Consider the following 16,889-nt stretch of genomic DNA (forward strand, 5'->3'; position numbering starts at 1 on the left):
GTGCTCCGTTCGGAGAATCGGTGTCGCTGGCCCGCGTACCGTGTCTTTTAGGCGAACGGCCGATATACTCCCTCTCGTGGGTCTCTACGACCGCTATCTCGCTGCCCGCCTCCGCCGGAGCGACGCCACTTTGCCGGAGACCGTCGCGCTCGTCATCACCGAACGGGACCTCTTGACTGACGGCGCGTACGCCACCTTAGAGCACTTTTTCGAGTGGGCAGTCCAGTACGAAGCCGAGACCATCGTCGTCTACGTGAGCGTCTTAGACGAGGAAGTCGTCCCGACGCTGCGCCGGGAACTCGCGGACCTCCGCGCGCCCGAGGCCGTCGCCGTCCGCGGTCCCGACGACGCGGCGGCCGTCGACGCGCCGATACAGATTTCCATCGGCCTCGGCGGCCAGTCGGAGTTCGCCACCGCCGTCCGGAAACTCGCCGAGGACGTCGACAGCGATGACCTCTCGCCCGAAGACATCGACGAGGCCGCAGTCGAGGAGCATCTCGTCTTCCCGACAGTGCCGGACCTCGTCATCAAGACCGGAGCCGAGCGCCTCTCGGATTTCATGATCTGGCAGTCGGTCTACTCCGAACTGTACTTCACTGACGTGAACTGGCGGAACTTCCGCCAGCGAGACTATCTACGGGCGCTGCGGGACTATCAAGAGCGCCAGCGGCGATTCGGCCGATAGGCCGAAGTCTGTCGAGCTTTGCTCGACAGCGGTTTGGACGGTGAGTGAAGCGAACCGTCCAAACGTCGGTGGACGAACGTCGTGAGTCCACCGGAAGTTCGGTCGCTAGACCGAATCGCGCTGCGATTTGCTCCCGTCGAAGACGACGCGCCAGACGCTCCCCAGCAGTCGTAACCCGGCGACGAGAGCGACTATCCCACCGGCGATTCCAGCGGCGGCGAATATTGGGCCGTCTTGGTAGCCGGAGAGCATGTATCCGGTATCGGCGAGGACGACGATACCGATACCGAGCGAGAAGGCGACGACGAGCAACCAGCGGCGAATCGACCGGAAGAGAGTCGTATTCTCGGAGACCATCGGCCATATTTCCGAAGTTCGGCACATTACAATTGCGTTTCACAGACCTCGTTCTCCAGTCGTTTTATACGACCACCGGCCGGGAATTAAATACTGTCCATTCGAGGTTCGAACATGGACGAGCGATTCGTCGCTGGAACGACGATACGGACGGACGCGGTAAGTGCGCGGCTCTTTCCGGGTCTCGGCGACGGTCCGCATCCGGGCGTGCTCGTCGTCCACGGCGGCGGCGGAGCGCGCGGCTACGAACAGACGTACGCCGCGTTGCTCGCCGAACACGGATACACGGTACTCTGCGTCGAGTACTTCGATGCGCCTGGCGTTCGGGACGTTCCGCTGGGAGTTCCGCTGAAGGAGTTCGGCGACGCCGCCGACTGGCTGCTCCAGCGTCCCAGCGTCGCGGGCGAGCAGGTCGGCGTCGTCGGTTTTTCCAGAGGCGGCGAGGCGGCGCTGCTGGTGGGATCACAGTTCGAGACGGTCGGCGTCGTCGTCGCGTACGTCCCGAGTTGCTACGTCTGGCCCGCCCCATCGTGGATGGACGACGTCGGCGAGGGGCAACCCACGTGGACGCTCGGCGGCGACCCCCTCCCACATCTCCCGATCGACAAATACGTTCACGAAGACGACGGCATCGACGATCCGCTCGGAGTCGAGGAACCGAACGCCTCTACACTCGCAATCGAGCGCTCGACGGTCGAGGAGAAAGAGCGGGCGACGATTTCCGTCGATAAGATCTCTGGCCCGGTATTGCTCGTCTCCGGCGGCAACGACACCGTCTGGCCGTCGGCAGTGCTGGCAGAGCGCGCTGCTGACCGCCTCGCCGAGCGTGACCATCCATGGCGATTCGAACATCGTTCCTTCCCGAAAGCAGGCCACGCTATCCGGGTTCCGTATCGGTTCGGAGGCGAGACTGCACCGGCGGGGACCCATCGCTACGGCGGGACACACGAGGCGAACGCGCGTGCCGCAGCTCGCGCGTGGCACGCGACGCTTGAGTATCTCGACAGCCTCTAGCCGCAATTCAGCGAGAAAAGTAGGAGTCCGCTGGGGGTCGGGAAAGCAGAAGGAACGTTCTTAGAGCGACTCGTCGTCTTGCTCGTCGCCTTGCGCGTCGTTTGCTGTCGATTCGTCAGAGCGGTCGGAATAATTCTCGCGGCCGACGTGGTCGGCGTCGAGGAAGTTCATCATCGTGGTGTGGAGTTCGTTGGCGGACTCGAACTCGTCCGTGTCGCTGCGCTTGACGACTTCCCCAATGGTATCGTTGTCCCCACCCTGAGTCTCGATTTCACGGTCACCGACCGTCTCGACGACGGTTTCTGTATCGGTCGGAAAGTCCAGTTCCTCCTCGAACAGTTCTTGGGCTTCGGACTCTTCGATAGCCATGACGGTTTCTTATTTACTCCCACTCCTCATACGCCCTGGGCCTGCATAGGCAAGGGTCAGTCCGCCGGGTCGTACTCTTCGACGGCTTCGCGCTCGCCGCTCGGAAGGGCGTCGCGGAACCGACCGAGAATCTGTTTGGCCTGGGAAACTTCGGCGTCTTCGAGTGCGCGGACGAGCGTGAGGGCGCGCCGAGCACGGGTAGTACGCCAGGAGTCCTCACGGTTCTGGTAGGTCCGGATGGCCCGCAGGAAGTCGATTTTGCGGAACTCCGGCCAGTAGGGCGTACAGAAGAACGTCGCGGCTTCGTTGCCGTTGGCGTGCCACGGCAGGAAGTTCGAGGTCCGTTCGTCGCCGCCGGTGCGGATGATGAGGTCCACGTCGCGAGTCGGCCCCTCGTAGAGGCAGTCCTCGATCGTGTCTACGTCGACATCTTCTGGGGCCAATTCGCCGGATTCGACCGATCGAGCGACGCTGCGGGCCGCGCCAAGTAGTTCCGCGCGGCCGCCGTAGGCTAGCGCGATGTTGAGATTGAGGCGGTCGTACTGGCCCGTGCGCTCTTCGGCGTAGGAGATGGCGTCACGAACCCGCTCGGGGAGCATCTCCGTCTCGCCGATGGCGCGGATACAGACTTCGGCGTCGTGGACGCGGTCGGCGTCGGCAAAGGTTCGGAGTTTCTCCTCGACGAGGTCGAAGATGTACTCACGCTGGTCTTCAGGTCGGTCGAAGTTCTCCGTCGAGAAGGTGTAAAGCGTCACTTCGCGGATGCCGAGTTCGTCACACCAGTTCAGCAGTTCCTCGGTCGTCTCCGCGCCCTCGCTGTGTCCCTGACTCGTCTCGACGCCTTGCTTGCGGGCGTACCGTCGGTTGCCGTCCTGAATCACGGCGACGTGGCTGGGTGCGCCCGAGAACTCTCGGTGGAGCAAGCGTTCGTACGCGGCGTAGCCGAGACGACGGACCCGATTTCGCATCACCAGTAGCATATCAACGAACCGATAAGGCGTTTGTGGCTTCGGCCGTCCGTGTGAGCTTGCCGCATGGTTTTAGTAGCTCGGACGGCTACTCGCACTTGCAATGGCGACCGGCACGGTAGACTTCTTCAACGACACGGGCGGTTACGGCTTTATCGAGACAGACGACACGGATGAGGACGTGTTCTTCCACATGGAGGACGTCGGCGGCCCCGACCTCGAAGAGGGACAAGAAGTCGAATTCGACATCGAACAGGCGGATAAAGGTCCGCGGGCGACGAACCTGAAACGGCTATAAGCGAGCGCGCTCGCTTCTGATGAGGCTGTCGTGGCAGCGAGAGCGACTGCTACGGCGGGCCGATTCCGAAGTGCATTAGGGACTCGCCGGCGAGGTTCTCGTATGAGCGACGCCGACGCACTCGACGACGACCTCTACCGACGGACCAAGCAACTACTGGAACCTGGCGAGATTCAACTCAACGGGGCTGTCGTCCACACGGAGTACGACGGCAGCGACGAGATCGAGATGATGCAGGCCACCATCGACGCCGGCGACGCCATCGCTGAGGGGTACGGCATGGACCCCGAGGACACGTTCGTCTACTCGGGCAGCGACGACCCGGAGTTCGCCTCGAATCAGCATCAGGGGCTCACGCTCGACGGCGAAGAGTTCGTCTGGGAGTGCCAGCAGCTGCTTCGGGAGGGGTCGTTCGACCTCGTCTTCTACTACGAGGCCAGCGCCGACCACGAGGCTATCCTCGACGACATCGAGGAGCAGGGCTTCGCCGTGACTGGCGTCCGCGGGGACTGAGTCAGCGCGGTTACGGTGACTGAGTCGGGATAGCGGGCGGTGACGCTGTCTTTCAATCCGATAGCCGCTCCTGGCAGTTGTGACAGTACGCGTAGTTCGGGCCGTTCGCCGACCCACAAAATCCACACGTCGTCGCTTCGACACCCGTCCGATCGAAGTAGGCGTTTAGCTGGCCGGTATCGCGCGTGTTGCGTCGGCCGCTGAACTGCGCGACGAGCGTGTCGTTCGCGGCGTAGTCCATGAGACGGAACATGACGACGAACGAGAGCGGGACACCCACCAGTACGAACAGGAAGACCAGCAACCGCACAGCGAGTTCGGCGGTGGATATCGTCACACGTTACCTATGCACGCAGTGGCTAAAACGCTCTGGGGTGGCCGCCGGAAACCGGCCGGCCAGAATGGTATGACTCCCGCGCCGCTTTTATTCGCAGGGGTCTGAGCGTGGGTATGAGCGAAGACTTGGGGACAGTCGACCGGGCCATCCTGAACGCGTTTCAGGGCGGATTTCCGGTCGTCGAACGGCCGTTCGAACCCGCGGCGGCCGCGCTGGCGGACCACGGTGTCGACGTGAGCGCCGACGAACTCCTCGACCGTATCCGTCGACTTGACGACGAGGGAATTCTCACGCGCTTTGGCGCACTCATCGACGCCGAGGAAATCGGCGGGACGGCGACGCTCGTGGCGACGCACGCGCCCGAGGACGCGTACGACGACCACGTCGAGTTGGTCAACGCCCACCCGGAAGTCGCCCACAACTACGAACGCGAACACCCGTATCTCAACATGTGGTTCGTCCTCTCCGTCGTGGACGAGGGCCGCGTCGAGGACGTGCTGGCCGAGATCGAGGCGGAGACGGGCGAACCGACGTTCAACCTGCCTAAACAGCAGGAGTTTCACGTCGGCGCGAAGTTCCCCGTCGAAGGGCCACAGACGCAGGCGGTGGACTGCTTCGACGCCGGAGCGGACGTGGCCCCGACCGACCGGCAGTCGCTGACGCCCGACGAACTGGACCTCGTCTTGGAGATACAGGGCGGACTCCCGGTCACCGAGACGCCGTACGCCGACGTGGCCGCGGCTATCGGCGCGGAGACGGAGTGGGTCGTCGAGACCATCAAGCGGTTCGATTTAGAGGGGAAGGTGCGCCGGGTCGGCGTCATCCCGAACCACTACGCGCTGGGGTACTCGGAGAACGGGATGACCGTCTGGGACGTGCCCGACGATGTGGTCGACGAGGTCGGTCCCGCGATCGCCCAGTTCGACTTCGTCACCCACTGTTACGAGCGGCCGCGACACGACGGCGTCTGGCCGTACAACTTCTTCGCGATGACGCACGGACGGAGCGAGGCCGAGAGTCAAGAGCGCATCCAGCAGGTCCGCGACCGGATGGCCGAGTACTGGGACGTCACAGAGGACGACTGGGACACGCTGTTCTCGACGCGTATCCTCAAGAAGACCGGCATCAGACTGGACGACCGCGCGGCGGCCAACGTCGAGTCAGCCTGAGTAACGACTACGAATATCGATGATACCGCTACTCCACGACTTCGAAGGCGAGACGGTACTGGTCTTCGGCGGCGGCCCCGTCGGCGCGCGGAAGGCCCGCCGGTTCGCTGTCGAAGCCGAAGTCGTCGTCGTCGTCAGTCCGGACTTCGCCGACCGCGAGTTCGGCGGAGCCGAGCGAGTGCGCGCGGCCCCCGACGCCGACGCGATTCGTGAGTGGCTCGACCGAACCGACCCCGCGCTCGTCGTCGCCGCGACGGACGACGCCGACCTGAACGACGCCGCGGAAACGGCCGCCCGAGAACGGGATGCGCTCGTCAATCGCGCCGACGACCACGGCGAACAGTCCGTCGGAAACGTCGTCGTCCCGGCGACAGTTCGGGACGACCCGGTGACGCTGGCCGTCGCCACCGGTGGCCGCTCGCCCGCGCTGTCGAAGCACCTCCGCGAGCGCTTCGAGACGGAGTTTTCGAACGCTGGCGAGATGGCCGAACTGACCGGCGACCTTCGGGAAGAACTGAAATCGGCGGGCGTCCCCCCGGCGGAACGCCGCGAGGCCGTCCGCGCCGTCGTCAGGGAGGATGCTGTTTGGAAGGCTTTAGATAGTGGCAGGTCCAAGGCACGACAGGTAGCCACAGACGTGATCGGGGATATTTCGGGTGATTCGTCGTGAGAGAGCAGACGGGTGTCATCGTCGGCATTCGCGTCACCCACGAGGACGCGACGGTCGACCAGTTAGAAGCCGCCGCCGCGGACAGCCAACGCCACGCCGTCGAGTCGCTGCTCTCCCGGCGATTCATCGAGGAGGCGTTCGTCCTCCAGACGTGTAACCGAACCGAGTCGTACGTCGTCGCGCCGGACCACGAGACCGGACTGGCGGCGCTCTCCCCCGTCGTGGCGGACGTCTCGGACGACGTCGTCGTCGAGATGGATCACGAGGCGAGCCTGCGCCACCTCCTGCGGGTCGGCGCGGGACTGGAATCCATCGTCCTCGGCGAGGACCAGATTCTCGGCCAGTTACGCGACGCCTACGAGGACGCCCGAGGCGTCGGCGGCATCGGGACGCTGCTTGAAGACGGCGTGACGAAGGCCATGCGCGTCGGCGAACGCGCCCGCAACGAGACGACCATCAACGAGGGGGTCGTCTCGCTGGCCTCCGCGGCCGTCCGACTGGTGGACAGAGAGTGTGCGCTCGCCGGCGAGACCGCGCTCGTCGTCGGTGCCGGCGAGATGGGACAGCTCGCCGCGAGAGCGCTCGCTGAGCGCGTCGACCGGGTCCTCGTCGCCAACCGAACGGTGCCTCACGCCGAACACGTCGCCGAGACAATCGACGTGGACGCCAGCGCCGTCGCGCTGGACGCGGTGGAGGCCGCCGTCGAATCGGCTCGCATCGTCGTCTCGGCGACGGGGAGCACCGAACACGTCTTCGACGCCGACACCTTCGCCGAGTCAGGCGAGACGTACGTCGTCGACATCGCTCAACCCCGCGACGTCTCCTCGGACGCCGACCGTGTCCCCGGCGTCACCGTCTACGACCTCGACGCGCTGGAGTCGGTCACCGAGGAGACGCGCGCCCAGCGAGAGCTGGCAGCTGCGGAAGTCGAAGCCATCGTCGACGAGGAGTTCGACCGCCTGCTGGCCCAGTACAAGCGAAAGCGGGCCGACCGCGTCATCTCCGCGATGTACGAGAGCGCAGAGCAGGTCAAGGCCGCCGAACTCAACCGGGCGATGGCCAGCGAGGAGTTCGACGAGGCCCAGCGCGAGGTGATGGAGTCGATGGCCGACGCCATCGTCTCGCAACTGCTCGCGGCCCCGACCCGAAGCCTGCGTGACGCCGCCGAAGACGACGACTGGTCGACCATTCAGACTGCACTGGAGCTGTTCGACCCGAACTTCGGCCCCGATTCCAGTGGCCCACCGGCCTTCGTCGAAGACATGGCCGTCGAGGACATCCCTGAGGGTATGCGTGAGGAGATCCCGGCGTCGGTTCTCGACCAGTTAGCCGACGACTGAGCGGATGGTCTCGCTCGTCCCATTCCTCGTCGGTATCGGCTTCGTCGCGGCGGCCGTCGGCGGGCTCTCCGAGGTGACGAACTACACCGAACAGCAGCGCAAAGACGAGCGCCGACTAATGCAGGCGTTCACCTATGGCTGTCTCCTCCTCCTGGCGTTGGGTCTGGCGGCAGTGTGGGTCAGCCTTCGGAACGCCGATCTCCCGGCGTGGTTAGTCGGAAGCATCACCGTCACCGTCGTCGCCGTCGTCCTCGTCCAGCGGCGACTTCGCAATCGACTGGGACTCGACGACTGATACGGATTGTTGTAGCTGTTTACCGGTAATCGTCGCACCGGGCCCGAGGATACCGTACGAGACTACAACAATCCGTATGAGACAGTCGACCCAGACCGACCCAACTGATTTGGGCCTGGCAGGCGACCGGTCGAGTATGGCAGACCTGCTATCCGACGAGGAGATAGCCGATCGTATCCCCGACGACTGGGAGCGAGAGGACGACGAGATCGTCCGTACCTTCGAGTTCGACGAGTACCTCGACGCCTCGGGCTTTCTGGGCGCGGCCGCGGGCGTCGCCGAAGACGCGTTCCACCACCCGGAGATGACGATCCGGTGGGGCGAAGTCGAGGTGCGCCTGACGACCCACGACGCGGGCGGCATCACCGACAACGACATCGACATGGCCGAACGGCTGAACGGCGTCTACGAGTGATACGGATTGTTGGAGATTATTTCCAGATAGCACCGACCCCGGTGTCGGCGTGTGTCGGTCAATCGCTACAACAAACCATATGAGCCGATGACGGAGCGCGGAACCGACCCGATGGCCGCGCCAGCCCGGTACGTCTTCCGCGTCACCTTCCGCCTCGATCCGGCGCAGGGAGTGACTACCGAGCCGAACCGCTTCGAAACGACGCTGTACCGGGCGGCCGATCCGCCGGGCGAAGACGGGTGGCTGTTCTTCCGTGACAACTGTTGGCGGGGGAACGTTGCCGACGAGGAACACGTCCGGCGCTTGGCAGAAGATCTGCTGGGGGTCTCCGTCGAATCAGTCTCGTTCAGTGAACTCCAGACGACCGAGGCGTACCTCGACGACCTCAAGGCGGCTATCGCGGCCGACCTCGGCGCGTTCAACGCCGACAACGTCACCGAGGTGCTCTCGAAGTACCTCGGGAGCTCTATCCGCGTCGAGTGAGTCGAGCTACCACGAACCACTCATTGTTATACGCTTGTTAAACAGGTTTTAGGGCCAACAAGACTTTATCGGAATCTCCCCAATACATGTAATCCTATGGCACACAACTATGACTTCTGGCTGTTCGACCTCGACGGGACGCTCATCGACGTCGACCCCGGGTATCCGCCAGCAGTCATAGCTCGTGTGGGCGAGCGACTCGGTCACGGGTTCAGTGACGAGGAGGCGACCCGCCTCTGGTACGGGCAGGGCGACGCCCGCGAGAACCTCCTCGCTGAACGCGGCATCGGTGCCGAACAGTTCTGGGACGCCTTCCACGAGGAGGAAGACCCCCACGAACGAGCCGAAGCGGCGTACCTCTACGACGATGCCGAGCAGTTCCTCGCCGACCGAACGGAACCCGTTGGACTGGTCACCCACTGCCAGGAGTACCTGACCGGTCCCGTCCTCGACGCCCTGGACATCACCGACTGGTTCGACACCGTCGTCTGCTGTGACGACGACATCGGCTGGAAACCAGACCCGGAGCCGCTCCACCGCGCGATGGACGAGATGGGCGTCGGGCACAACGGCCACGTCGGCGCGATGGCGGGCGACAACCCCGGCGACATCGGTGCGGCGCGCAACGCCGGCCTCGACGGCATCCACGTCGCCCGGGAGGTCGACACCGACCGGGACCGCTGCGTGCGCGGCGACCACCGCGTCACGTCGCTACTCGACCTCTAAGGGCGCTACGGGAGGAAGTCCCAGTTCTCGACGGCGACGGTCTCGCCGGCGGCCACCCGTTCGGTCTCCTCGGGGACCGTCACCCAGCCGTCGGCCCGTGTCGCCGACCCGAGGTCGATTCCCGAGAGCGGCGTCGCGGTCCCCTGTTCGTGCGAGACGGGAACGAACACTCGGCGCGCCGCCGTCGTCTCGATGACTTCGGTGAGCGTCGCATCGGCCGTCGGGTGCGACGAGAAGGGCGCGCCGCCGAAGGCCTTCACGAGCGGGCGGAGCAACTGGACGGCTCCGACGCGGGCGGCGACCGTCGACTCCGGCAGGAGGAGGACGGGCCGATCCTCGACGACGGCCAGCCCCGTCTCGTGGCCGGGTGAGATGGCGACCCGGTCGGCGATCAGGTCGCCGAGGTCAGCGATCACCTCTCGGAGTGTGTCGCCGGGTTCGGTCCCGGTGAGGACGATGACCTCGCAGGTCAGATCCCGCTGGACGGCCATCCGCAGAGCGGGCGCGTCGTCTGCGACTACGTCGCGATACGTGACCTTCGCGCCCCAGCGGTCGGCGTACTGCGCGAGGGTGAATCCCGACGTTTCGACGCGTTCGCCTTCGGCGGCCTCACGCTGGACGAGTTCGTCGCCGGTCGGGACGACGCCCACCTGCGGGCGCTGGCGGACGTGTAGTTCGTTGCGGCCCGCGGCCTTCAATAGACCGAGGTCGGCGGGTCTGAGTTGCCACCCACGTTCGAAGACCGCGTCACCGACGGCGATATTTGCGTCCGGAACGGCTTCGTCGGCCGTCGCGTCGTCCGCGAGCACTCGACCGACGGCGACGGAGAGCGGGACGCGGTCGGTGCGGTCTACGGGGACTGCGTAACTTCCGAGCTGCCGACGCGCAGTCTCCAGAGTACATTCGTTCCTGTCCGTCGGTGCCGGGCCGGTCATATTGGATCGTAGAACCGAACGAGCAAAAGATTCCGGAGTCCGGCAGTACTCGACTCTCCTCGGATTCGCGTGGCCATCTCACCGACAACGCTTTTTGCGTCTCCCAGACAGGAACGGCGTATGGTCCTCCCGCAGCTGGTCGCGCTGGGTTTCGCCGCCGTCGCCGCCTACCTCCTCTACACTGGCGGCCGCGAACTCACGACGGTGTATCACGTCCTCCGCAACGACCCGGTCGAAGTGCGCTCACTCCACGGCCACACCGGTCCCGTCGAGATCGAGGGGACGGCGGTCGGGGGCGACGACGGAACGGTGACGGCCCCGTTCACCGGGTCGCCGTGTCTGGCCTACACCTACGAGGTCGAGGAGTTGCGTTCGTCTGGCAAGAGCGAATCGTGGCACACGCTGGACGAGGGGATGGGCGGCGTCGATTTCGTCGTGGACGACGGCACCGGTCGCGTCCGGGTCGACCCGTCGGGGGCGGATGTCCGTCTCGAAGACCACACCGTAACGGTGCCGCCGGGGACGGAACTGCCGGACCGGCTGGCCGAGTACGTCGCCGCGACGGACGCTGTCGACCCACAGGACCGGACGGTGAATCTCCTCGTCACGGAGATCAACGTCGGCAACAAACAGCGATTCACCGAGCGGCGACTGGACGTCGGCGAGGCGGTGTACGTCTACGGGCAGGCCCGGCGCGGTCCCGCGGTCGAATGGGGGAGCAACGTCGTCGATGCCGTCGTGAGTGACGGTGACGGAACGCCGGTGTTCGTCATCTCGGACACCTCAGAACGCGGGACAGCGTGGCGAATCGCCCGCGGCGGGTTCTGGCGGGTTGGAGTGGCTCTCGTTGTCGGATTGCTCGGGGTGGTCTTTCTCGGACCGTTCGTCTGGTAGCGGGCGTCGAACGACACCCCTCCTCTGCTGCCGACACCGCCGGGTTTAACGCTTCGCCGCTCCTACGTCGGCCCATGTCAGCGCTGCGTGAGGCGTTGCGGGACCTCCCCGACGCCGTGTTCGCGGACGTACTCGAATCCGAGGAAGCGTACCTGCTCGTGTTGGACTTGCCGGGCGTGACCGCGGAGTCGCTCGACGTCAGCGTCGAGGGCGGCCGCCTCGTCATCGAAGGGCAGCGCACGAAGGACGTTCCCTCGGAGTTCCGGTTCGTCCGTGAGGACCGCTCCGTGTTCCTCGACGTCGAACTACCGCTTCCGCCGGACGCCACCGGACAGGGCGGCGAGGGGACCGTCGAACGCGGCGTCCTCGAACTCCGCCTCCCGAAGGCCAGCGCCGCGCCGAGTACGACGATTCCCATCGACGAGGCCTGATCTCGGGGTGCCCAGTCGGTGAATCTCCGCGCGTACCGGCGGTTCTTCGTCGTCGTTCGTCACTTCCTGCCGCTGTTGCTCGCTTACGCCCGCGACAGAAACCGGTTCCTCCTCTTTGGCCGGTCTCGGCAGGTTACGGCCGAACAGCGGCGAGAGCGGGCGACAGCGCTGTTGGACTCGCTGTTGACGCTCGGCCCGACGTTCATCAAACTCGGGCAGTTGCTCTCGACGCGCCCCGACATCCTTCCGCCGGAGTACATCGACGAGTTCTCGAAACTGCAAGACCGCGTCCCGCCAGCCGACTGGGAGAAGGCGAAACCGGTCCTCGAAGGCGACCTGGGCAGGGTCGAGGACCGGTTCGAGGAGTTCGACACCGACGCTATAAGCGGCGCGTCACTGGGGCAGGTCTACCGTGCCGAAGTCGACGGCGAACCCGTCGCAGTGAAGATTCGCCGGCCCGGCATCGAGGACCTCGTGGAAGCCGACCTTCGGGTCATCCGCTGGTCGCTTCCGCTCCTGATGTACTTCATCGACGAGTCCCGATCGTTCTCCTTAGAGACGCTGGCCGACGAGTTCGCCAAGACCATCCGCGAGGAGATGGACTACGAGCGCGAGGCTCGCATGCTCGGCGAGATTCGAGAGAACTTCGCCGGCGACGACGCCGTCCGCATCCCGCGGGTGATAGATACGCATTCTACCCAGCGCGTCCTGACGATGGAGTACGTCCCGGGGACGAAGATTAACGACATCGAAGATTTAGATGCCCGGGGCATCGACCGGACGGAACTGGCCGAGACGCTTCAGCGGTCCTATCTCCAGATGATAATCGACGACGGTGTCTTCCACGCCGACCCACACCCCGGCAACCTCGCCGTCCAGGAGGACGGGACGCTCGTCTTCTACGACTTCGGGATGTCCGGCCGAGTGGACCCGTTCGTCCAGGAGAAGATTGTCGACTTCTACGCCGCCGTCGCCGACCAGAACATCCAAGCAATCCTCGACGCGCTCATCGAGATGGGCACACTCAGCCCGGAAGCGGACCGGCAGGTGATGGGCGACGTAATGGAACTGGCCATCGCCGACGCCCGCGGCGAGGACATCGAGCAGTACCGCGTCCAGCAGATCGTCCAGCAGGTCGAAGACACCATCTACGAGTTCCCACTGCGGCTCCCCGCGAATCTGGCGCTCGTCTTGCGTGTAGCGACGGTTGTCGAAGGGGTCTGTGTGACTTTAGACCCGGAGTTCGACTTCATCTCGGTGGCGACCGAGTACCTCCGCGAAGAGGGGTACATCGCCGCCGGGGTCAGAAACTACGTCGAAGACCGAGCAACGGAGGTACAGGACGCCGCCCAGTCGGCCGTTCGCATCCCGCCGAAACTCGAATCCGTCCTCGACAGAGTCGAACGCGAGGACCTGCAGATTCGGGCGGACATCGAGGACTCCGACCGCCTGCTGGCGACAATGACCAAGCGGCTGATTCTGGGGATGATGCTCGCTAGCACGGTGTTTTCGACGGCCTTTCTCTATGCCGAGGCGACGCCCCCCGTGGCGGCCGTCACCGGCGTCATCGTCGTCGGATTGACTGGCGTCCTCTGGTGGTCGTTCCGGGCGAAGAAAAACGTTCGAGCGAAACCGCAGTTCACCAGACAGAGCATGCGCGAACGACAGCAACAGTCGGGAACGGGGGGCACTGGCGGTGCCGGTGGGCTTCCGACCTCCTTCGACGACGAGGACGCCTAAGGCTCGATAACGCGATCGGCCCACGCCCGAAGCCGGTTCAGGGCCGCTCGTTCGTTCCGCGAGACGGGACTCTCGGGGTCGAATTCGTCGTCCTCGAAGGCGTTGAGTACGGCGACCTCGGCTCGGTCGCAGTAATCTACCAACCGAGCTATCCATTCGGGGTCGGCCTGTGCGGGGATGGTGGCGTCGTTGACGAAGACGGCCATTGGGTCCGGCGGCGCTGCGTCGAGTCTGCTAGTCGCCACCCTCGCGTTCTCGCGAGCGAGCGCGACCGCCTCGTCGTCGCTCTCACTGTCGGCCCGCGGGGCGTGGGCGTCCACGACGCCGTGCCACGCTCCTTTCGGAACGTTCGTGAACTGCGTGAGATGGCCGCCAAGTATCGTCCCGTCGCGTTCGACCTCGGGCGCGAAATCAAGGACGACGCAGGCTTCGGGACCGTTGGTCGCGGTCCACGCTTCCAGTGCCTGTGCCGTGAGGCGCGTCTTGCCGACGTTCGAGGGGCCGACGACGAGCGTTCGCCCGGCGAGTGGGACGGGACCGGGACTGTCAGGCATCAGTCGGCCGGCATCGCGCGTTCGTTCCCGTTTCGCAGCCAGTTCCGGACGAACAGGGCCGCGAGCCCGACCATCGCGGCGGCGAGTATCGCGGCGAACGCGAGGATGGCGAGCGAAACCGGGTCGGTCGCGCCGCCCGACGCCACCCGCTGGACCCACTGCCCGGCGACTACCGTACTGATACCGACCACCAGCAGGCCGCCGACGTTTTCGAGTAGCGAGTTCGTCTTCGGGACTGCGGTCGGGTCGTTGAGGAGGTAGAGCACGAGCGCCAGTACGAACGGCGTCCCGACGAACCCGACGGCCAGCGCCTGAATCAGCAGGCCGAACACTGCGCCGGGGATGAACACGCCGAGGACGCTGAGGAGCGCGAAGGCGGCGACCGCGGCCTGGTACCGCGAGTCGGCGGTGTCCTGCGCCCAGCCCATCTTGTCGGCGATGACGTACGGCGGAACGACGGTGTTGCCGCCGAGCGTCGTCACGGCCGCGCCCCACAGGCCCAGCAGGAACAGCCACTTCGCGTTCGAGCCGACGAGCGGGCCGAGCGCGGTCGCAGCGCCCACTGCGCCGAGACCGGGGTCGCTGAGTACCGACGCGGCGACGAGGAAGATAGCGAGACTGGCGATACCGAACGCGATCAGCATCGACGCGCCCACGTCGAAGACAGCGAGATCTGCGTCGTCGATGGTCCACCCACGGGCTCGCATCGTGTAGGACTGCATCGTCACGAGCGCGATGTGGACGGCACCGCCGAGAATGCCGGCCGCGAGCAGTGCCCCTTCGACGCCGGCCGGAATGGCCGGAACGAGGCCCGCCGCCGCCGCGCCGTAGTCGATGGGGACGACGAACAGCGACGCGACGAACAGGACAACCACGAGCGAGACCAGCACCTTCGCGCCGAGTTCGGCGTATCTGTAGCCGCCGCCGGCGAGGCCGACGGCCAGCACGACGCCCCAGAATATCGCCCAGACGACGGGACTGAGTCCCACGACCTCAGCGGAGACGCCAGCGAGCGTCTTCATGATGACAAGCTGGGCGACCCCCGCCGCGACGACGGTGTCGGCGACCAGCAGCCACGCCCACGCATCACCGAGGTTCGCTTCGACGGCGGAGACGATGCCGGCCTCGGTCAGCAGTCCGAGACGCATCGCCAGATACTGCGCGGTCGCGCCCATCACCGCCGAGAGGACGACGACCCACAGCAGCGTGTAGTCGAAACTCGCGCCGGCGGTGACGAGCGCGCCGATGGTCGCCGGCCCGGTGGCGATGGCCCCGGCGAGCCACGTCGGTCCCATCCCCGAGAGGCGCTCACGGACGCCCCGCGTATCCTTCGTCGCCATCTCAGACGCACCCCGGGAACGACTCGCCGACGATATGCTCGCTGTCGACCCACGCCGGTGGGTTCTCGTCGGTAAAGCGGGAGCGACTGCGCATGTACGAGGCGATGAACGCCCGCCGCCAGTCGTCGGTCTCGTTGGGCGCGGTGTAGTGGGGCAGCAGGCAGTGCTGGAACAGTACGTCGCCGGGCTCCATCGGCAGGGCGACGGTGTCCTCAGGGCCGTAGTCGTCCTCGTCGAGCGTGATATCCGTCTCGTACTCGATGGCCTCGTGGTCTAGCAACCCGTCCGCGTGCGCGCCCGGGACGACCTGCATACAGCCGTTCTCGGTCGTGGACTGATCGAGTGCTATCCAGACGGTGACGTGGTCCATCGGGTGGATGGGGTAGTACGCGGCGTCCTGGTGGCACTTCTTCTCGCTGCCGACGCAGGGCGGCTTCAGCATCGCGGCGCTGCGCAGGAGTTTGAGGTTCGGCCCCTGCAGCTCCCGCACGATCTCGACGATCGCGTCGTCCTCGACGAGATCGGCGAAGATATCGTCCGCCCGAACCATCCCCAGTCCCTCGAACTTCCGAACCGGGTCGGCGTCCTCGAAGCCGCCGACGGCCGGGTCGGCCTCGGGTTCGAGCATCCGCTGGAACTCGCTCTCTTCGCGCTCGTTCCGGACGTACTCGTCGATACGCGTCGTCACGCGCTCGACGGTCTCGCCGTCGAGGCAGTCCTCGACGACGACGTAGCCGTCGCGCTGGTACTGTTCGAACTCTCCCTCGGTGAGTGGCATACCACTTGCTACTATTCATGGGTGATAAACCCTTCCAACTGTGATTTCGGGGACTCACCGGTCGGTTTGTCGAGACGTGATCGACCGGTGACCGCCCGGTCCGCGCGACCGCCGGTTCTCGCTCGGTCACAGTGTCGCGATTTCTCACTGCACAATTCCAAACCGTTTATACTACAACAGGGGTAACGCGGCGGTATGGCAAGAGAGCAGACAGAAGTTCGTGAATTAGACGAGGGTAGCTACGTGATGATCGACGACACACCGTGTAAGATCGACTCTTACAGTACGGCAAAGCCCGGCAAACACGGCAGCGCCAAGGCGCGAATCGACGCTCGCGGCGTCTTCGACAGCAAGAAGCGCTCGCTGTCCCAGCCGGTCGACGCGAAGGTCTGGGTCCCCATCATCGGCCGAAAGCAGGGACAGGTCGTCTCTGTCGACGGTAGCGACGCACAGGTCATGGACTTAGAGACCTACGACACGTTTACGATGCTCATGCCCGAGGAAGTCGACCTCCAGCCCGACGACGAGATCGAGTACCTCGAATACGAGGAGCAGCGCAAGATCACGCGGTCGTAACG

Annotated in this window: 23 protein-coding genes; 15 read left to right on the forward strand and 8 right to left on the reverse strand. The window is 65.2% G+C overall.

Translation table 11 applies throughout. The features are described from left to right. Positions 1-76 precede the first annotated feature (76 nt). Positions 77-685: an undecaprenyl diphosphate synthase family protein gene (locus tag E4S61_RS13305; RefSeq protein ID WP_135304417.1), complete on the forward strand. Its 609-nt coding sequence runs from the start codon at positions 77-79 to the stop codon at positions 683-685. A 105-nt stretch (positions 686-790) separates the two neighbouring features. Here the strand turns inward: E4S61_RS13305 and E4S61_RS13310 are convergent, their stop codons facing one another. Beyond that, a complete protein-coding gene (locus tag E4S61_RS13310; RefSeq protein WP_135304418.1) occupies positions 791-1,042 on the reverse strand; it encodes a hypothetical protein in 252 nt (83 codons plus the stop codon). A gap of 114 nt (positions 1,043-1,156) precedes the next feature. Here E4S61_RS13310 and E4S61_RS13315 point away from each other — a divergent pair, with 114 nt between their 5' ends. After that, positions 1,157-2,056 carry an acyl-CoA thioester hydrolase/BAAT C-terminal domain-containing protein gene (locus E4S61_RS13315; protein WP_135304419.1) on the forward strand — a complete coding sequence of 300 codons (900 nt, stop codon included), beginning with the start codon at positions 1,157-1,159 and terminating at the stop codon, positions 2,054-2,056. Positions 2,057-2,116: 60 nt separating this feature from the next. Here E4S61_RS13315 and E4S61_RS13320 read toward each other — a convergent pair whose 3' ends face one another. After that, the gene (locus E4S61_RS13320) at positions 2,117-2,425 is read right to left on the reverse strand and encodes a DUF5789 family protein (protein WP_135304420.1); all 309 of its coding nucleotides are present in this window, start codon (positions 2,423-2,425) and stop codon (positions 2,117-2,119) included. Between the two features lie 56 nt (positions 2,426-2,481). Next, complete coding sequence (uppS, locus tag E4S61_RS13325) at positions 2,482-3,393, reverse strand: polyprenyl diphosphate synthase (RefSeq protein WP_394346444.1); 912 nt, start codon at positions 3,391-3,393, stop codon at positions 2,482-2,484. A 103-nt stretch (positions 3,394-3,496) separates the two neighbouring features. On the opposite strand from uppS, the gene E4S61_RS13330 reads away from it, so the two are divergent. Together E4S61_RS13330 and E4S61_RS13335 are read left to right on the forward strand one after the other, a co-directional pair. Further along, entirely contained in the window at positions 3,497-3,691 is a 195-nt protein-coding gene (locus E4S61_RS13330; protein ID WP_135304422.1) for a cold-shock protein, read from the forward strand. 102 nt (positions 3,692-3,793) lie between these two features. After that, positions 3,794-4,204 carry a DUF5778 family protein gene (locus tag E4S61_RS13335; protein WP_135304423.1) on the forward strand — a complete coding sequence of 137 codons (411 nt, stop codon included), beginning with the start codon at positions 3,794-3,796 and terminating at the stop codon, positions 4,202-4,204. A 52-nt stretch (positions 4,205-4,256) separates the two neighbouring features. Here E4S61_RS13335 and E4S61_RS13340 read toward each other — a convergent pair whose 3' ends face one another. Continuing rightward, the gene (locus E4S61_RS13340) at positions 4,257-4,541 is read right to left on the reverse strand and encodes a DUF7577 domain-containing protein (RefSeq protein WP_135304424.1); all 285 of its coding nucleotides are present in this window, start codon (positions 4,539-4,541) and stop codon (positions 4,257-4,259) included. Positions 4,542-4,654: 113 nt separating this feature from the next. Between E4S61_RS13340 and ahbB the strand changes: the two genes are divergently transcribed. The 7 genes from ahbB (at position 4,655) to E4S61_RS13375 (ending at position 9,639) form a co-directional block, all read left to right on the forward strand. Continuing rightward, positions 4,655-5,710, forward strand: coding sequence for a siroheme decarboxylase subunit beta (gene ahbB / locus E4S61_RS13345; protein WP_135304425.1), 1,056 nt, complete (start codon positions 4,655-4,657; stop codon positions 5,708-5,710). Between the two features lie 19 nt (positions 5,711-5,729). After that, the gene (locus E4S61_RS13350) at positions 5,730-6,380 is read left to right on the forward strand and encodes a precorrin-2 dehydrogenase/sirohydrochlorin ferrochelatase family protein (RefSeq protein WP_135304426.1); all 651 of its coding nucleotides are present in this window, start codon (positions 5,730-5,732) and stop codon (positions 6,378-6,380) included. Next, positions 6,377-7,720, forward strand: coding sequence for a glutamyl-tRNA reductase (gene hemA / locus E4S61_RS13355; RefSeq protein ID WP_135304427.1), 1,344 nt, complete (start codon positions 6,377-6,379; stop codon positions 7,718-7,720). Before E4S61_RS13350 ends, hemA begins: the two co-directional genes overlap by 4 nt. Before the next feature lie 4 nt (positions 7,721-7,724). Further along, positions 7,725-8,015: a hypothetical protein gene (locus E4S61_RS13360; protein WP_135304428.1), complete on the forward strand. Its 291-nt coding sequence runs from the start codon at positions 7,725-7,727 to the stop codon at positions 8,013-8,015. 136 nt (positions 8,016-8,151) lie between these two features. After that, on the forward strand, positions 8,152-8,430 hold the full coding sequence (locus E4S61_RS13365) for a 4a-hydroxytetrahydrobiopterin dehydratase (RefSeq protein ID WP_135304429.1): 279 nt from the start codon (positions 8,152-8,154) through the stop codon (positions 8,428-8,430). Positions 8,431-8,517: 87 nt separating this feature from the next. After that, positions 8,518-8,913: an LWR-salt protein gene (gene lwrS, locus E4S61_RS13370; protein WP_167768496.1), complete on the forward strand. Its 396-nt coding sequence runs from the start codon at positions 8,518-8,520 to the stop codon at positions 8,911-8,913. Positions 8,914-9,009: 96 nt separating this feature from the next. Beyond that, positions 9,010-9,639: an HAD family hydrolase gene (locus E4S61_RS13375; protein ID WP_135304430.1), complete on the forward strand. Its 630-nt coding sequence runs from the start codon at positions 9,010-9,012 to the stop codon at positions 9,637-9,639. A gap of 5 nt (positions 9,640-9,644) precedes the next feature. Here E4S61_RS13375 and E4S61_RS13380 read toward each other — a convergent pair whose 3' ends face one another. After that, positions 9,645-10,574, reverse strand: coding sequence for a molybdopterin-binding protein (locus tag E4S61_RS13380; RefSeq protein ID WP_135304431.1), 930 nt, complete (start codon positions 10,572-10,574; stop codon positions 9,645-9,647). Positions 10,575-10,694: 120 nt separating this feature from the next. Between E4S61_RS13380 and E4S61_RS13385 the strand changes: the two genes are divergently transcribed. The 3 genes from E4S61_RS13385 to E4S61_RS13395 all read left to right on the forward strand — a co-directional run bounded on the left by E4S61_RS13385 (position 10,695) and on the right by E4S61_RS13395 (position 13,639). Next, the gene (locus tag E4S61_RS13385) at positions 10,695-11,468 is read left to right on the forward strand and encodes a GIDE domain-containing protein (protein WP_135304432.1); all 774 of its coding nucleotides are present in this window, start codon (positions 10,695-10,697) and stop codon (positions 11,466-11,468) included. A 74-nt stretch (positions 11,469-11,542) separates the two neighbouring features. Next, positions 11,543-11,899: an Hsp20/alpha crystallin family protein gene (locus E4S61_RS13390; protein WP_135304433.1), complete on the forward strand. Its 357-nt coding sequence runs from the start codon at positions 11,543-11,545 to the stop codon at positions 11,897-11,899. An 18-nt stretch (positions 11,900-11,917) separates the two neighbouring features. Then, positions 11,918-13,639: an ABC1 kinase family protein gene (locus E4S61_RS13395; protein WP_135304434.1), complete on the forward strand. Its 1,722-nt coding sequence runs from the start codon at positions 11,918-11,920 to the stop codon at positions 13,637-13,639. Here E4S61_RS13395 and E4S61_RS13400 read toward each other — a convergent pair. The 3 genes from E4S61_RS13400 to E4S61_RS13410 are packed head-to-tail and all read right to left on the reverse strand — an operon-like array spanning position 13,636 to position 16,311. After that, positions 13,636-14,193 (reverse strand): hypothetical protein, encoded by a 558-nt coding sequence (locus tag E4S61_RS13400; RefSeq protein ID WP_135304435.1) that lies wholly within the window; start codon positions 14,191-14,193, stop codon positions 13,636-13,638. The genes E4S61_RS13395 and E4S61_RS13400 overlap by 4 nt on opposite strands. After that, entirely contained in the window at positions 14,193-15,533 is a 1,341-nt protein-coding gene (locus tag E4S61_RS13405; protein ID WP_209309483.1) for an NRAMP family divalent metal transporter, read from the reverse strand. Before E4S61_RS13405 ends, E4S61_RS13400 begins: the two co-directional genes overlap by 1 nt. A 1-nt stretch (position 15,534) precedes the next feature. Further along, on the reverse strand, positions 15,535-16,311 hold the full coding sequence (locus tag E4S61_RS13410; protein ID WP_135304436.1) for a phytanoyl-CoA dioxygenase family protein: 777 nt from the start codon (positions 16,309-16,311) through the stop codon (positions 15,535-15,537). A gap of 195 nt (positions 16,312-16,506) precedes the next feature. On the opposite strand from E4S61_RS13410, the gene E4S61_RS13415 reads away from it, so the two are divergent. Continuing rightward, complete coding sequence (locus E4S61_RS13415) at positions 16,507-16,887, forward strand: translation initiation factor IF-5A (protein ID WP_135304437.1); 381 nt, start codon at positions 16,507-16,509, stop codon at positions 16,885-16,887. Positions 16,888-16,889 lie beyond the last annotated feature (2 nt).

Origin of the sequence: Haloarcula amylovorans (assembly GCF_004681185.1) — an archaeon.
In the GTDB taxonomy this organism is placed as follows: Archaea; Halobacteriota; Halobacteria; order Halobacteriales; family Haloarculaceae; genus Haloarcula; species Haloarcula amylovorans.

Bases quoted from the DNA above. Each gene is read 5' to 3' on its own strand.
- uppS (WP_394346444.1), bottom strand. From the start codon at position 3,393: ATGCGAAATCGGGTCCGTCGTCTCGGCTACGCCGCGTACGAACGCTTG.
- E4S61_RS13375 (WP_135304430.1), top strand. From the start codon at position 9,010: ATGGCACACAACTATGACTTCTGGCTGTTCGACCTCGACGGGACGCTC.
- E4S61_RS13410 (WP_135304436.1), bottom strand. From the start codon at position 16,311: ATGCCACTCACCGAGGGAGAGTTCGAACAGTACCAGCGCGACGGCTAC.
- E4S61_RS13350 (WP_135304426.1), top strand. From the start codon at position 5,730: ATGATACCGCTACTCCACGACTTCGAAGGCGAGACGGTACTGGTCTTC.
- E4S61_RS13390 (WP_135304433.1), top strand. From the start codon at position 11,543: ATGTCAGCGCTGCGTGAGGCGTTGCGGGACCTCCCCGACGCCGTGTTC.
- E4S61_RS13315 (WP_135304419.1), top strand. From the start codon at position 1,157: ATGGACGAGCGATTCGTCGCTGGAACGACGATACGGACGGACGCGGTA.
- E4S61_RS13365 (WP_135304429.1), top strand. From the start codon at position 8,152: ATGGCAGACCTGCTATCCGACGAGGAGATAGCCGATCGTATCCCCGAC.
- E4S61_RS13405 (WP_209309483.1), bottom strand. From the start codon at position 15,533: ATGGCGACGAAGGATACGCGGGGCGTCCGTGAGCGCCTCTCGGGGATG.
- E4S61_RS13335 (WP_135304423.1), top strand. From the start codon at position 3,794: ATGAGCGACGCCGACGCACTCGACGACGACCTCTACCGACGGACCAAG.
- E4S61_RS13380 (WP_135304431.1), bottom strand. From the start codon at position 10,574: ATGACCGGCCCGGCACCGACGGACAGGAACGAATGTACTCTGGAGACT.
- E4S61_RS13400 (WP_135304435.1), bottom strand. From the start codon at position 14,193: ATGCCTGACAGTCCCGGTCCCGTCCCACTCGCCGGGCGAACGCTCGTC.
- E4S61_RS13310 (WP_135304418.1), bottom strand. From the start codon at position 1,042: ATGGTCTCCGAGAATACGACTCTCTTCCGGTCGATTCGCCGCTGGTTG.
- ahbB (WP_135304425.1), top strand. From the start codon at position 4,655: ATGAGCGAAGACTTGGGGACAGTCGACCGGGCCATCCTGAACGCGTTT.
- E4S61_RS13415 (WP_135304437.1), top strand. From the start codon at position 16,507: ATGGCAAGAGAGCAGACAGAAGTTCGTGAATTAGACGAGGGTAGCTAC.
- E4S61_RS13385 (WP_135304432.1), top strand. From the start codon at position 10,695: ATGGTCCTCCCGCAGCTGGTCGCGCTGGGTTTCGCCGCCGTCGCCGCC.
- E4S61_RS13360 (WP_135304428.1), top strand. From the start codon at position 7,725: ATGGTCTCGCTCGTCCCATTCCTCGTCGGTATCGGCTTCGTCGCGGCG.
- E4S61_RS13330 (WP_135304422.1), top strand. From the start codon at position 3,497: ATGGCGACCGGCACGGTAGACTTCTTCAACGACACGGGCGGTTACGGC.
- lwrS (WP_167768496.1), top strand. From the start codon at position 8,518: ATGACGGAGCGCGGAACCGACCCGATGGCCGCGCCAGCCCGGTACGTC.
- E4S61_RS13320 (WP_135304420.1), bottom strand. From the start codon at position 2,425: ATGGCTATCGAAGAGTCCGAAGCCCAAGAACTGTTCGAGGAGGAACTG.